General features: G+C 42.4%; 13 protein-coding genes. 12 read left to right on the top strand and 1 reads right to left on the bottom strand.

What is annotated here, in order from left to right:
• Window positions 1-28: 28 nt before the first annotated feature.
• The gene (locus tag QFZ78_RS37465) at window positions 29-1180 is read left to right on the top strand and encodes a class I SAM-dependent methyltransferase (protein ID WP_307555118.1); all 1152 of its coding nucleotides are present in this window, start codon (window positions 29-31) and stop codon (window positions 1178-1180) included.
• Between the two features lie 45 nt (window positions 1181-1225).
• Here the strand turns inward: QFZ78_RS37465 and QFZ78_RS37470 are convergent, their stop codons facing one another.
• Window positions 1226-1456 (bottom strand): DUF2626 domain-containing protein, encoded by a 231-nt coding sequence (locus QFZ78_RS37470; protein WP_029196536.1) that lies wholly within the window; start codon window positions 1454-1456, stop codon window positions 1226-1228.
• 421 nt (window positions 1457-1877) lie between these two features.
• Here QFZ78_RS37470 and QFZ78_RS37475 point away from each other — a divergent pair, with 421 nt between their 5' ends.
• From QFZ78_RS37475 to QFZ78_RS37525, 11 genes are all read left to right on the top strand, one after another.
• On the top strand, window positions 1878-2531 hold the full coding sequence (locus tag QFZ78_RS37475; RefSeq protein ID WP_171648365.1) for an RsfA family transcriptional regulator: 654 nt from the start codon (window positions 1878-1880) through the stop codon (window positions 2529-2531).
• Window positions 2532-2634: 103 nt separating this feature from the next.
• Entirely contained in the window at window positions 2635-3582 is a 948-nt protein-coding gene (locus QFZ78_RS37480; protein WP_307555121.1) for a ketopantoate reductase family protein, read from the top strand.
• A 14-nt stretch (window positions 3583-3596) separates the two neighbouring features.
• Window positions 3597-3998, top strand: coding sequence for a DUF3397 domain-containing protein (locus QFZ78_RS37485; RefSeq protein WP_307555123.1), 402 nt, complete (start codon window positions 3597-3599; stop codon window positions 3996-3998).
• A 392-nt stretch (window positions 3999-4390) separates the two neighbouring features.
• Window positions 4391-6073: a peptide ABC transporter substrate-binding protein gene (locus tag QFZ78_RS37490; RefSeq protein ID WP_307555125.1), complete on the top strand. Its 1683-nt coding sequence runs from the start codon at window positions 4391-4393 to the stop codon at window positions 6071-6073.
• Window positions 6074-6179: 106 nt separating this feature from the next.
• Window positions 6180-7112: an ABC transporter permease gene (locus tag QFZ78_RS37495; protein ID WP_307555127.1), complete on the top strand. Its 933-nt coding sequence runs from the start codon at window positions 6180-6182 to the stop codon at window positions 7110-7112.
• 3 nt (window positions 7113-7115) lie between these two features.
• A complete protein-coding gene (locus QFZ78_RS37500) occupies window positions 7116-8048 on the top strand; it encodes an ABC transporter permease (protein WP_307556104.1) in 933 nt (310 codons plus the stop codon).
• A 13-nt stretch (window positions 8049-8061) separates the two neighbouring features.
• Complete coding sequence (locus QFZ78_RS37505; RefSeq protein WP_307555129.1) at window positions 8062-9099, top strand: ABC transporter ATP-binding protein; 1038 nt, start codon at window positions 8062-8064, stop codon at window positions 9097-9099.
• The gene (locus QFZ78_RS37510) at window positions 9092-10048 is read left to right on the top strand and encodes an ABC transporter ATP-binding protein (RefSeq protein ID WP_307555131.1); all 957 of its coding nucleotides are present in this window, start codon (window positions 9092-9094) and stop codon (window positions 10046-10048) included. Before QFZ78_RS37505 ends, QFZ78_RS37510 begins: the two co-directional genes overlap by 8 nt.
• 142 nt (window positions 10049-10190) lie before the next feature.
• Window positions 10191-11825 carry a bacillithiol biosynthesis cysteine-adding enzyme BshC gene (bshC, locus tag QFZ78_RS37515; RefSeq protein WP_307555133.1) on the top strand — a complete coding sequence of 545 codons (1635 nt, stop codon included), beginning with the start codon at window positions 10191-10193 and terminating at the stop codon, window positions 11823-11825.
• A gap of 12 nt (window positions 11826-11837) precedes the next feature.
• Window positions 11838-13100 carry an adenosylhomocysteinase gene (locus tag QFZ78_RS37520; protein WP_307555135.1) on the top strand — a complete coding sequence of 421 codons (1263 nt, stop codon included), beginning with the start codon at window positions 11838-11840 and terminating at the stop codon, window positions 13098-13100.
• 447 nt (window positions 13101-13547) lie between these two features.
• On the top strand, window positions 13548-14717 hold the full coding sequence (locus QFZ78_RS37525; RefSeq protein WP_307555137.1) for a DUF4349 domain-containing protein: 1170 nt from the start codon (window positions 13548-13550) through the stop codon (window positions 14715-14717).
• Window positions 14718-14840 lie beyond the last annotated feature (123 nt).

Genomic DNA, 14840 nt, shown 5'->3' on the forward strand with positions numbered 1-14840 from the left:
TTTAAGTAAAGAATTGGAGGGTTCTTCATTGAATCATCAGCTCGGACACCCAAGTGTTGTGACAGCCTTAAAAGAGTCCATTCAGTCAGCAGAATTTCAAGCGATCACATTCAGAGATTATATGGAAATTTGTCTATACAGCGAACCGTATGGCTACTATCGAAATGAGAGGCCAAAAATCGGTAAGCAAGGAGATTTCTATACAAGTTCCTCTATTGGTTCGGTGATGGGGGAAATGGTGGCATCATTTATTTGTAAGCAGCTGAATAATGAAAGTCCTCCTACTAAACCCGTTCATATCGTTGAATGGGGAGGGGGCAACGGGCGTATGGCCCTTCACATCATGGGCGAAATAATGCGAGTTGAACCCGCCGTATATGCTCGTTTAACCTATACAATCATTGAATCTAGTGCTTATCATCGTCAGAAACAGCGATCATTGCTTGAAGAGCATGCCCAAGTTATTCACTTTACAAGTGAAACAGAATGGTTGGGTCAGTCGCCGCAAGATCAAGTTTATGTTCTTGCGAATGAACTGCTGGATGCTTTCCCAGTACACCGAATTCGCTATAAAGACTTGCTTTTCCAAGAGTCCTATGTGGAATGGCAAGAGGAGGAACAGACTTTTCGGGAAATTTGGCTTCCTATCAGCTCCCAACATATATTAGACTTCCTAGAACGTTCCGAAGTTCAATGGTTGGATGGTCAAATAGGGGAGATAAACCTTGAAGCTGAGAGTTGGGTCTCACGTGTAGCTGAACGGATCCGTAGCGGGAGCTGCATAATCATTGATTATGGCGATACAGCAGAAGAACTATTTGCTTCTCACCGGTATAATGGAACATTAATGTGCTATCGCAAGCATCAAGCTCAGGATGACCCATTCATCCACCAGGGTGAGCAGGATGTGACATCTCATGTTAACTTTAGTTCTTGTCAAATAGCTGCAAGGCAGGGTGGCTTTACTCACTGCAAACTTCAGACGCAAAGGGAGTTTCTGGTGGAGCAAGGGATATTGCAAAGGCTTCAAGACCACTTTGATCCGAATCCTTTCAGTGAAGTGTCTAAGCGAAATCGCTCAATCAGGCAGTTGCTTCTAAGTGATCAAATGAGTGAGCTATTCAAAGTGTTCATCGCAAGCAAACAATCTCTTCCCAATGAAAAAAAGGTGAGCCGCTGAGTAACAGGCGGTTCACCTTTTTGCTTGTTGTTATTGTTGTAGGTATTAGACAGACATTTTGAAAAATGACCAATACGTAAATCCGCTGAAGGAAATAATCATATATCCCCAGAACAACAATATGTAAGTTCGTTCTGACAAGCGCATATAGCCTAGAATGACGAATACGGCAGTTTGAAAAAAGAAAATCAGAGACATAGGTATCATATCGCCAGCTAAGCTCATTAGTGCGATAACAAGTGTCCAAAAACCTAGAACCCGAAACATGCGATCCATTCTCGTAACATCCCCCTCTCATACCACGTTGCACTTTAACTACAACACATTATACCGTTTGAAATGAGCGGTGTAAACCGTCAAACGGTGACGAAATTGAAAACATTTCATCAGATAGTAGTAGTATGTCTTTTTATCGGGATCCCATGTATGAGTGACAAAAAATTTGGCAATACCATTTAGTATCAAATAGATTCTATGAACTCTAGTACGGGCATAGAAATAATAATAATGGCACGAATCAATTTATCCCTGCTCTCTACGAATTGATTCTTTATTATGATGCATCCCAATAGGTGAGTCTTGAGCAAGAACCAAAGATCCCACAAAGGAGAGACTTTGTCTACGGGCCAAAGATCCCACAAAGGAGAGACTTTGTCTACGCCAAAGATCCCTATATTATGTTAGGAGGTTCGACCATATGTCAGCAATTAGACAAGATGCTTGGAGCGATGAAGACGACTTAATCTTAGCGGAAGTGACACTGCGTCACATACGAGAGGGAAGTACACAATTATCAGCATTCGAAGAAGTTGGAGAGCGCATCGGGCGTACAGCGGCAGCATGTGGATTCCGATGGAACAGTTTTGTAAGGAAAAAATATGAAGCGGCTATTCAGATTGCCAAAGCGCAGCGCCAGAAAAGAACGCAGCTCAAAAAGCATGCAGCCGTCTCGATTTCCGGTTCTTCTTCCATTGGACTGCTGGATGGACCTGAGTTGTCTACGGGCAAAGTAGAGACATTCACTGAAGAAACATTATCGATTGATGCTGTTATCCGGTTTCTAAGACAATGGAGAAACACGTATCAAGATATGAATCGTCATATTAAAAACTTGGAAAAAGAACTGCAAGACAAAGAGGACGAACTAGATAGACTTGGCAGAGAAAACAACAAGCTGAATAAACAAGTGAATGAAGTTGAGACGGATTATCGTGTTGTGAATGATGATTATAAAGCATTGATCCAAATTATGGATCGTGCTCGGAAAATGGCCTTCCTTGTTGAAGAAGAGGAAGAAGAGAAGCCGCGGTTCAAGATGGATGCGAATGGTAACCTAGAAAGAGTAGAATGAGTTCCCGTCGGTCCTTACATATAGAAGCTTCAGAACAAGGAGAGCCCTTGGACTGGGGCTTTTTTGTTGTATAATGGGAATTGTATGTAAAGGGGGATATGAGATGCGCATTATGATTATTGGTGCAGGCTCCTTAGGATTGCTATTCGCTGCCAAGTTGTCTGCTTTTTGTGAACATATGACTGTCATTGCAAGAACGATAGAACAAGCAGATAAGCTAGATCAGAAGGGGATCGAATTGGTTGGAACTGCAGAAGCAATTAGGACTACTCGTAGTGGGGTCATAGATTTTCGCTATTATATAGAAGAGGCAAAAACGGCTAAATCGTCTTTACATCATTTTGATTACCTATTTCTCATGGTCAAGCAGCCTGCAATTACCCAAGAACTAATAAACAATTTGAAGTCTCAAATGTCCAAAGACACCTACCTAATAAGTTTTCAGAACGGAATAGGGCACGAAGAGAGGTTGGGCGAAGAACTTGGGCGGGATCGCTTGCTGCTCGCTGTGACGACGGAAGGGGCTAGACGAGAGGGCTTAACGGCGGTTACTCACACTGGACATGGTATCAGTTATATAGGAACATCGGAAGATTCAGATCATATAGTAAATTCAACACATATTTTGTTAGTTGAGATGCTTGAGAAGGCAGGATTTCAAACAATGATGTCGAAGAACATGGATGTGAGGATTTGGAGCAAGCTGACGATAAATGCAGTAATTAATCCGCTTACGGCGATTTTACGTGTAAAGAACGGAGATCTGCTGCTTTCAACCTGGACGCGCTCTCTCATGAATGACCTTTATCAAGAAACTCGTATGGTGGCGGCTGCCAAGGGGATTTTACTACCTGATGAGCTATGGGACACGCTGCTTAGTGTCTGTGAAGCCACTAGCTTAAACCATTCATCTATGCTCCAGGATATTGAACAGTCCCGACTTACCGAGATCGACTATATTAACGGAAGCCTAGTAAAAATGGCAAAAGAATTAAAACTTGAGATTCCGACTCACCAAACCGTGTACCAATTAGTGAAAGCACTAGAATAAGTAGGTGATCCTTAATGATGAATGTGCTAGCCAGTTGGATATCTACGATATATGCGGTCTTAGCAGTGGCACCGTTTATTACGTTTATCCTGATGTGGTTTCTAGTCTTTCTTTTTCTTAGAGATAAGAAGATGACAACAAGACTTACCATGGACGTGACGACGTTATTTCTGCTAGGCTCTGTTTCTTTAATGTGGAATCAATTATTTCATACGAATTTTGGTTTCTGGCTAATTGCGCTCGTGCTGCTCATCGCCTTTGGGATCATTGGTGGCTATCAGACGCATTTGAAGGGGAAAACCGAACTATTAAAGGTAAGCAGGGTCGTATGGAGGCTTAGTTTTCTGGGTCTATCAGCACTTTACATCCTGCTATTTTTCCTGCACATCGGGAAAAATTATATATTTTCAACCTAGGCAAGACAATTTTGTGGAAATAATGTGAATAAATCAATTTTTAGCGTATGTTTGTAATATTTATTTAAGAATTGTAGAAAATAACAATGAAATCCGTCTAGATTTTATTGACCGATGGTTGTATAATTAGAAACCGTAAAGGACCTTTTTCTTCATTTTATTTTAACATAGGTGAATAAAAGAAAATTAGTTCTGGACAAAGCATAGTAATATGTTATAATTCCTTGCGTAGAGTCTAGTAAATTTTTTTACCAGAGGTTCGTGTTAGATATACTAACATGAATGAAGCGGTTTCATTTATTTTTGGGTTTAAGGTGTAAGGTTTGTGTTAGCGAGACTATCAAAACACCTAACCATAGATGTTTAGATACATATTTTAAAGGAGGAGTTTTATGAAAGCGACGAAATGGGTTTCTACAGCAGTAGCATTAACGCTTATGGGTAGTGTGGCAATTGGTTGTGCCAAAAGTGGGGAAACACCTGCAACATCACCAACAGGGGATACTAAAGGTACAGCTGCTCCGGCTGCTAACAAACCGCAAGAAATTAAAATCAACTTTACTGCAGAGCCGCCTGTTATGGATAGCTCCAAAACAACAGCTAATGCTGCTTTTACATTCCTTAACGCATTTAACGAAGGACTTTATCGTGCGGATAAAGACGGCAAAGCAGCTCCAGCACTTGCAAAAGATTTTCCTAAAATTTCTGCTGATGGTCTAACTTATACGATAGACATTCGCGATAATGCGAACTGGGCTGACGGTCAACCAGTAAAAGCACAAGATTTCGTTTATTCCTTTAAACGTACATTAGACCCAGCTACAAAAGCACAGTATAGCTTTCTCGTTGCTTGGATAAAAGGTGGAGAAGCTGTAACGAAAGCTAAAACCCCTGAAGATGTGAAAAAGGCACAAGAGGCTCTTGGTGTTAAAGCAATTAACGACAAGCAGCTTGAAATTAAACTTGAAAAACCGGTTGCCTTCTTTACAGGTTTACTTGCTTTTGCAACATTCTTCCCGCAAAGAGAAGATTTCATTACAAAAGCCGGTGACAAATATGGCGCTGAAGTTGACAAGGTTATCGGTGCTGGTCCGTTCACTTTAAGTAAATGGGATCACGGTCAAACACTTGAGCTTGTTAAAAATGAAAAGTACTGGGATGCTGCCAACGTTAAACTTACGAAAGCAACAATCAATATCGTTAAAGATACAAATACAGGACTTAACCTATACGAAACTGACGCGGCTGATTTAGCTGAAATCAACCGTGATCAACTGAAACTATATGCTGGTAAACCAGATAACGTACCTAAGCCTGAGTTGACTAACTCTTACCTGATGTACCAAACGAAAAAAGTTCCTGCTTTGGCTAACAAAAAAATTCGTCAAGCTCTAGGTATGGCTATTGATCGTCAAGCTTATGTTGATACAGTTCTTGCAAATGGATCTGTAGCTTCCACAGGTTTAGTACCTGGCGGTACTTCTGATGGAGCAGGCGGTGATTTCCGTAAATCTGCTGGTGAAACACAACCTAAATTCGATGCAGCTAAAGCAAAGCAATTGCTTGCTGAAGGTTTGAAAGAAGCTGGCTTAGCAGCCCTTCCTCCAATGAAAGTGAATGCGGATGATACTGAAACTGCGAAAAAATCACTTGAGTTCATCCTTGCACAATGGAAACAAAACCTTGGATACGAAGCTATTGCGAACCCAGTTCCACACGCATTGCGTATCGAGTTGTCCTCTAAAAAAGATTTCGAAATCGCTCTTTCCCTATGGGGCGCGGATTACAACGATCCAATGACGTTCTTGGATATGTGGGTAACTGGCGGAGAGTTTGATGAAGGCGACTACAGCAACCCGCAGTATGATGCTTTAATTAAGCAAGCTCAAACAGAAGTAGATGCTTCGAAACGTGCGAAAGCATTGGTTGAAGCTGAAAAAATCCTTATGGATGATCAAGGTGTATCGCCACTTTACTTCCGTACTCGCGCTTACTTGAAAAAACCAAACGTTGAAGGCTTAGTTCTTCCATCATTTGGTAAAGAGTGGGATCTGAAATGGGTTACAATTAAGTAATCTAATGTTTTAATAAAGATTTGTTACAAGAAGGGGCCGTTCGCACCTCGTGGGAGCGGCCTCTTCTAAATTTCTAAGCAGTTTATTTTAATAAAGGAGGAGCAATATGGTTAAGTTCATTCTTCGCCGTTTCTTATATGCGCTTATTACGTTATGGCTAATTGCATCATTTACATTCGTATTGATGAAAAACTTACCTGGTAATCCACTTGGAGAAGGCTCTGAACGGATTCCTAAAGCTACGAAAGAAATGTTGATGAAGCAATACGGTTTGGATAAGCCATTGTGGGAACAGTACTTGACTTTCATGAACAACATCATCCATGGCGATCTAGGAGCTTCCTTTCAATTCCCGGCACACAAAGTTACAGATATTATCAAACAAGCATTTCCTTCTTCACTAGAACTTGGGTTGATCTCAATCGTTATTGCAATCATTTCAGGTCTTACGTTAGGTATTATTGCAGCTTTAAAGCATAATAAAGCTGGTGATTATACAGCAATGTTCATTGCGATTTTAGGTGTATCCATCCCGTCATTTGTCCTTGGTCCACTTTTGTCTTATTATGTCGGTGTAAAATGGGGCATACTTCCAGCGGGTCTATGGAAAGGTCCAAGCTATCGTGTTTTACCAGCGATTGCTCTTTCATTTGGTACGATTGCGATTTTGGCACGTTTAATGCGTACATCCATGCTAGACGTTCTTAATCAAGATTACATTAAAACAGCTAAATCAAAAGGTTTGTCTAGTGTTACAGTCGTAGTGAAGCACACAATACGAAATGCCATCTTGCCGGTTATCACGGTTATCGGTCCAATATTTGTAAACGTCATCACAGGTACACTAGTTGTTGAACAAATTTTCTCTGTGCCTGGCTTAGGTAAACACTTTGTATCTTCCGTTGTATCCAATGACTATACAATGATCTCTGGTTTAACTATTTTTTACTCGAGCATTCTTATCTTAGTAATATTTCTGACAGACGTAGTTTATGGCTTAGTAGACCCTAGAATTCGTCTTGGGAAAGGCGGGAAATAATTGATGCAAACTCCAAATCATACAACAGAGAACAACTATAAGTTTGCTCCCGTTTCAGATAAATCTTTAACTGGCGAAAGAATTGTTAGACCTTCGCTCAATTATTGGCAGGACGCATGGAGACGACTTAAGAAAAATAGACTGGCTATGGCTGGCTTAATTATATTGGCTACATTGATAGTGCTTGCGATTATAGCGCCTATGCTATCAAATTTCGATTATCAGACACAAGATTTGAAACTAAGAAATGCTAAACCTAGCGGAGATCATTGGTTTGGGACTGATGACTTTGGCCGTGATTTATGGACGAGGGTATGGGTTGGCACACGTATATCTTTATTTATAGGAATTACAGCAGCTCTCATTGATTTAGTGGTTGGTGTAATTTATGGCGGTATATCGGCTTATTATGGTGGTAAAGTAGACGAAGTGATGCAGCGTGTGATTGAAATTGTCTATGCAATTCCTTTCTTGCTAATCGCTATCCTGCTTATTATGGTTATCGGATCAGGTATTTCGTCGATAATTATCGCTTATAGTATAACGGGTTGGGTACCGATGGCACGTTTGGTGCGTGGTCAAATGCTCACGCTTAAAGAACAGGAATTTGTTCTTGCTTCCCGTACACTGGGAGCTTCACCATGGAGAATTATTATGCGCAGTTTGATACCAAATGCATTAGGTATCATTATTGTTCAAATTACTTTTGTTGTTCCATCAGCCATTTTTACAGAGGCATTTTTGAGTTTCATTGGTCTCGGTGTAAGGCCGCCTCTTGCATCATTAGGTAACCTTTTATCTGATGGGGCTAACTCTATGAGGTTATATGCATATCGCCTTATCACTCCAACAATTGTTTTCAGCTTAATTCTAATCAGTTTCAATGTGCTCGGCGATGGGCTTCGTGACGCGCTTGATCCAAAAATGCGCAAGTAAGAAGGGGTGAATAATGATGAGCACCAAAGACAATTTGCTTGAAGTTAAAGATTTGAGAGTTTCTTTCCGCACATATGCGGGGGAGGTTCAAGCTGTTCGCGGCGTATCTTTTTCTTTGAAAAAAGGTGAAGTGTTGGCGATTGTAGGTGAATCCGGCTGCGGTAAGTCCGTTACGGCACAAACGCTCATGCGTTTAATTCCTACTCCGCCTAGCTATATAAAAAGCGGTTCAATCATGTTTGATGGGAAGACGGATATTACCAAGCTTTCCAACAGACAAATGGAGAAAATTCGCGGATCGGAAATGGGTATGATCTTCCAGGATCCAATGACTTCTTTGAATCCGACGATGAAGGTCGGCGATCAAATTACAGAGGGTTTAATCAAGCACGAAGGTTTGAACAAAAAGGCTGCAACTGAGAGAGCCATTGAAATTCTCAAGCTTGTAGGTATTAACTCCCCAGAGGGCCGTATTCATCAATATCCACATGAGCTCTCAGGTGGTATGCGTCAACGTGTTATGATTGCTATCGCACTTGCTTGCTCACCTAAACTGCTTATCGCTGATGAGCCAACCACGGCTCTTGACGTAACGATTCAAGCTCAAATTATTGACTTGATGAAGACGATCTCGGAAAAAACGGACTCATCTATTATCTTAATTACGCATGACCTTGGTGTCGTAGCAGATATGGCACAACGTGTTGTCGTTATGTACGCTGGAAAAATTATTGAGCAAGGAACAGTAGATGAAATTTTCTACGAGCCACAGCATCCATATACATGGGGCTTGCTTCGTTCGGTGCCTCGTCTGGATACGAATAGCAATGAAGAGCTTGTACCGATTCCGGGTACGCCTCCAGATCTATTTGCACCTCCAAAAGGATGTGCTTTTGCAGCCAGATGTCCATATGCCATGAATCATTGTTTGGAAGAAGATCCAGAGCATACAACTCTTTCTGAGACACACAGTGCCGCTTGCTGGCTGCTGCACCCAGATGCACCGAAAGTTGAGCGTCCTGTAGGAGTGGGAGGTCATCAACATGTCTAATCAACCAATTTTACAAATTCGTAATATGAAGAAGCATTTTCATCTTGGCGGCGGTAAAGTATTGAAGGCCGTTGACAATTTCTCCATAGAAATTAACCGCGGTGAAACATTCGGCCTCGTAGGAGAATCCGGATGTGGAAAGTCCACTGCAGGTAGAACGATCATCAAGCTCTATGATGCAACAGAAGGCGAAGTCATTTTCGATGGTGAGGATGTTCATAAGCTGAAAGGCAAGAAGCTGAAAGAATTTAATCGGAATATGCAAATGGTATTCCAGGATCCGTACGCTTCATTAAACCCTCGTATGACGGTTGGTAACATCATAGCTGAAGGTATTGATATTCATGGTTTGTACAAAGGTGCTAAACGCAAAGAACGCGTAATGGAATTGCTTCGTGCTGTTGGTTTGAACGATGAACATGCGAACCGTTTCCCGCATGAGTTCTCCGGTGGTCAGCGTCAACGTATCGGGATTGCCCGTGCGCTTGCGATTGAGCCGAAATTTATTATTGCGGATGAGCCGATTTCTGCATTGGACGTTTCCGTACAGGCTCAGGTCGTTAACCTGTTCAAGAGATTACAGAAGGAAATGGGCTTGACCTACTTGTTTATCGCGCATGATTTGGCGATGGTTAAGCATATTTCCGACCGTATCGGTGTTATGTACCTTGGTAACCTCGTAGAGGTGACAACGTCTGACAGCCTTTATGCGAAACCACTGCATCCTTACACACAGTCGCTGCTTTCTGCGATTCCGATTCCGGATCCGGAAATAGAGCGTACTCGTGAGCGTATCATTCTTCAAGGCGATGTACCGAGCCCACTGAATCCGCCTAGCGGATGTCCGTTCCGAACACGCTGTCCGCAAGCCATGCCGCAGTGTGCAGATTCGATGCCACCGACAAAAGAAGTGGAACCAAATCACTTCGTAGCTTGTCATTTGTATTAAGGTTATCCAGCCGTCCCCGTAGGGGGCGGCTTTTTAATGTTCAATTGTAATTATTAATAATACAGTTTTGACGATTGCTGACCTTACGTGTACAATCAAAGAATAGTCGTTTTATTTGGTATGAAGAGGAGACACTAGTCGCATGCAAATGGAAACTTTTCATTGGAAAAAAAATCAGAAGTTAGCGGAAGATTACATAGCTCAAACAGATAAAGCTAAGGCTTTATTTCCTTACCACTTCGGAAACTTGGAAGACTGGCAGACCCGCGTAAAATGGTTAGACGAAGTAAAGACTTCACCTCAAGTTGATCGAAGCCGCTTGGTCCAAGTCTTGGAGAAATATAATGAGAGAATAGGAAATACACAGGCAGCAATTGATCATATCTCGTCATTGGCTGATAACAATACACTTGCCGTTGTGGGGGGCCAGCAAGCTGGCTTGTTCGGCGGTTCGCTGCTTGTTATGTACAAAGCCATAAGCATTGTTCAGCTGGCTCGTGAATGGAGTGGGAAATTGCAACGCCCGGTTGTGCCGATCTTTTGGATCGCTGGTGAGGATCATGATTTCGATGAAGTTAACCATACGTATACGTTATCGAATGCTCAGCAAATTGAGAAAATCAAGGTTGATCATCCGACAGGGCGACGCACATCCGTCAGTAGGCTGCCTATTGAACCTGATGCATGGAAAGAGGCCTTAAAGGCGTTAGATCAATCCTTGATGGATACAGAGTTTAAAGCTTCGCTAATCGCTAAGCTAGAGGGAACAACAGAGGATGGGGCGACATTATCCGATGCTTTTGCTCGCTGGATGGCTATCCTCTTTGGGGAATACGGGCTTGTTCTCATAGACTCCGATGAACCTTCCTTACGAGCTTTGGAAGCGACCATGTTTGAGCAGCTAATCCTTCAGAATGAAGCATTCTCGGAATCGTTACAGAAGAGTCAGGAAGCCGTTGAACAAGCAGGATATGAGAGTCAAGCGGAAATAAACAAAGACGGAGCTAATTTGTTTGTATTTGCAGATGGACAGCGGCTGCTCTTGCATCGTGAAGGTGAACGATTTACAGATAAGAAGAAGGACTATAGTTATACTAAGGAGCAGCTTCAAGATTTAGCATTAACAACACCTGAGAATTTGAGCAACAACGTGATGTCACGGCCTCTAATGCAAGAATTTTTATTCCCGGTTCTGGCTACGGTGTTAGGACCAGGTGAGATTGCTTACTGGTCGCTGACGAAGCATGCTTTTGAACAGTTTGGCATGAAAATGCCGATCATAGCACCGCGCATGGAGTTAACTTTGATCGAGGGTACGGTTCAGAAGCAAATGAACAAATATGGTTTTACATTTGAGGACGTGCTTGAGCGCTTTGAGCAGAAGAAGCAAGAATGGCTGGATGGGCAAGATACCTTGCATTTAAATGAGCGCTTCGATGACGTGAAATCGAATTTCACTGTGAACTACACGCCTCTTGTGGAATCTCTTGCCGCGATCAACCCCGGGGTTAAAAAGCTGGGAGAAACGAATCTGGCGAAAATCCTCGAGCAAATCGAATTCTTGCGTAATAAAGCAGGAGAAGCACATAAGACGCAATTCGATGCGGCGTTAAGACAATTAGAACGTATAAGACTAACGATATTACCGTTCGCCAAGCCACAAGAAAGAGTGTATAATGGGTGTGCTTATATGAATCGGTATGGGAATGAATGGCTCCGTGATTTACTTGAGACGCCGATTCCTGTTGATGGTTTGCATCGTATTTATTATTTATAGGAGGAAACGAACATGACAAGTGTAGAAAAGAGTATTGTTACTGATATAACACTGGCACCTGAAGGTCATTTGAAAATTGATTGGGTCCAAGCGCATATGCCTGTTTTGAATCGTATTCGCGAGCAATTTGAGAAGGAACAGCCTTTTAAAGGATTGAAAGTGGCTATTTCCTTGCATTTAGAAGCGAAGACAGCTTATTTAGCCAAAGTAGTAAAAGCCGGTGGAGCTGAAGTAACGATTACGGGCAGCAATCCGCTATCTACACAAGATGACGTTTGTGCAGCGCTTGTTGAGGATGGTATTACCGTTTTTGCGAAATACAATCCGAGTTCGGAAGAATACAAAGAGCTGCTGATTAAAGCGCTCGAAACGAAGCCAGACCTGATCATTGATGATGGCGGCGATTTGGTTTCTATTCTTCATTCCGAACGTAAAGATTTGGCAGTACAAGTTCGCGGCGGAGCTGAAGAAACAACAACAGGTATTCTTCGTCTGAAAGCGATGGAGAAAGAAGGCAAGCTTGAATTCCCAATGGTCGCAGTTAACGATGCCTTCTGTAAATATTTGTTCGATAATCGTTATGGAACAGGTCAATCCGTTTGGGATGGCATTAACCGTACAACTAACTTGGTTGTAGCTGGTAAAACTGTTGTTGTTGTCGGTTATGGCTGGTGTGGTAAAGGTGTGGCCATGCGTGCTAAAGGTTTGGGCGCGAATGTCATTGTGACAGAAATTGATGCAATTAAAGGTGTCGAGGCCTATATGGATGGCTTTGCTGTTATGCCAATGCTGGAAGCAGCGAAATTAGGCGATTTCTTCGTAACAGTTACGGGTAATCGTGATGTGATTCGTGGAGAGCACTACAAAGTAATGAAAGATGGCGCGATTCTATCGAATGCAGGCCACTTTGACGTAGAAGTAAACAAACCGGAACTTGAAGCAATGTCTTCTTCCAAGCGTACAGTAAGACGCAATATTGAAGAATACCGACTGACGGACGGTCGTAAAGTATATATACTTGCTGAAGGACGTCTGGTTAACCTAGCTGCAGGCGATGGTCATCCAGCTGAAATTATGGATATGACGTTTGCGCTGCAAGCTATGTCACTTAAATATGTAAATGATGAGTACAAGAAATTAGGCAAAACCGTTGTCAATGTACCTTATCTACTGGATGAGCAAGTTGCACGATTTAAATTGGAATCTCTTGGTACCAGCATTGACTCGTTGACAGAAGAGCAGAAGATGTACCTGGACAGCTGGGCGGAGCATTAAGATTTAAGGATCTTTTGGGGACTTTCAAGGCTTTGTAAGAGCCTTGGGGAGCTTTAGAGAGCCTTTCGGAGTGTCGAAGAGGTTTCAAGAGAGTTCGAGTGCCTTCAAGAGCATTAGAGTGCCTTCAAAAGCTAGGATAGCCTTTCAGACCACTTTTAGAGTGGACTGGAAGGCTTTTTCTTTTTTTTGCAACGATTGTAGGATAAGGGATTTGCTATTGGCTGCGCAATGGCCGACGGAAAGGTAGAATAAGCTCGGAAACGGAGCCTAAATGTGTGAGAAGCGATGTTAGGTAAGACTTTTATTAGTTGAGAAGTCGATTTCGGAGATTACAATTGAGATTTATCAGCAATTATTTGTTGAAGTGGCTCGGCGACAGCAACCTTTCCAACTTATCCCCCGTTTATAGGGTGTATAACCTATATATGGTAGCGAGGGGATGGCAAGATGGGGGTCTTTAAAAGCAAAGAGAACGGTAGGTTCATGCCCAGCAGTATTGCGGCTAACAAAACAAAGAGGAATAAGTTTGTTCGGAACATTTCTTTCCTGCTTGCCACGTGCATGCTAGTACTTGGTCTGTTATCAGGCTGTAGTGCTTCAAAGAATGATTCGTCAGCGACTTCATCAAAAGAATTGAACATGGTTGCGACTAGCGAAGCTTTAAAGGGAGAATCTACACAGTTAGCTGACGCTAAGTCCGCGGCTCCTGCTGCAGCAGCTGGAGGGAAAGCAAGCAGCGCAGATACCTCATTCAAAGGAAAAGAGGGAGCGGCAGAAATAGCGCCTACTGAAGTAAAAAATGCACCGATCACGGTCATGCCGGCAACGGGAAGCGATGAAGCAGCGGGATTTAATCGTAAGTTAATCTACCGAGCTAACTTGGTTATGCCTGTAGAGGAATACAGCAAAGCTCAGACAGCCCTCCGTGACCTGGTAACGCTTAGTGGGGCTTACATTCTACAATTCTCGGAAAATGCGAATACGGGAGAAAGGGGCGGGACATATACAATCAAAGTCGCAGCAAATGGGTTTGTCTCCTTGCTAGATGGCTTAGAGAAGATAAGTCCATCGCTCCAAAGGAACGTACAGGGACAAGACGTGACGGAGGAGTATGTGGATCTTAATTCACGCCTCAAGGCAAAACAAATGGTTGAAACGAGATTATTGGGCTTTATGGAGAAGGCTTCAAAAACGGATGAGCTGCTTTCTTTCTCAAACGAGCTATCCAAGGTACAGGAAGCGATTGAACAAATAAAGGGTCGGATAAGGTATTTGGATCAAAATGTCTCATTCTCGACGATTGAGCTTCGTATGTACCAGCAAACGGGTAATAAGCCATTGCTATCTGATCCTCATAAGTTAACACTAGAGGAACGCATACAAGAAGCATGGAATTCTAGCCTAAATGTACTAGTTGCTGTTATGCAAGGTATTCTCGTTTTCCTTGCTGCTGCATTTCCGATTCTTGTCATTGGCCTATTGATTGGCGTCCCGATCTGGGTATTCAGACGCAAAAGAAATAAACAACTGCAAGAGATGCGATTACAGCTCAAAGATCAAAATGCTTCTTTAAACGCACTTGAAGATCAGAAACAAGGAACAAAAGACGCAGAATAGACCTAAATATGAAAATAATTTTGAAAATCCTGCTCTCGTAGCAGGATTTCTTTTATTTTTAGCGAATATTGATTCAAATGTGGTGGAAAGTGGTACAAAGTGGAGGAAAGGGGGGCGACATGC

The organism is Paenibacillus sp. V4I5 (assembly GCF_030817255.1).
GTDB lineage: Bacteria > Bacillota > Bacilli > Paenibacillales > NBRC-103111 > Paenibacillus_E.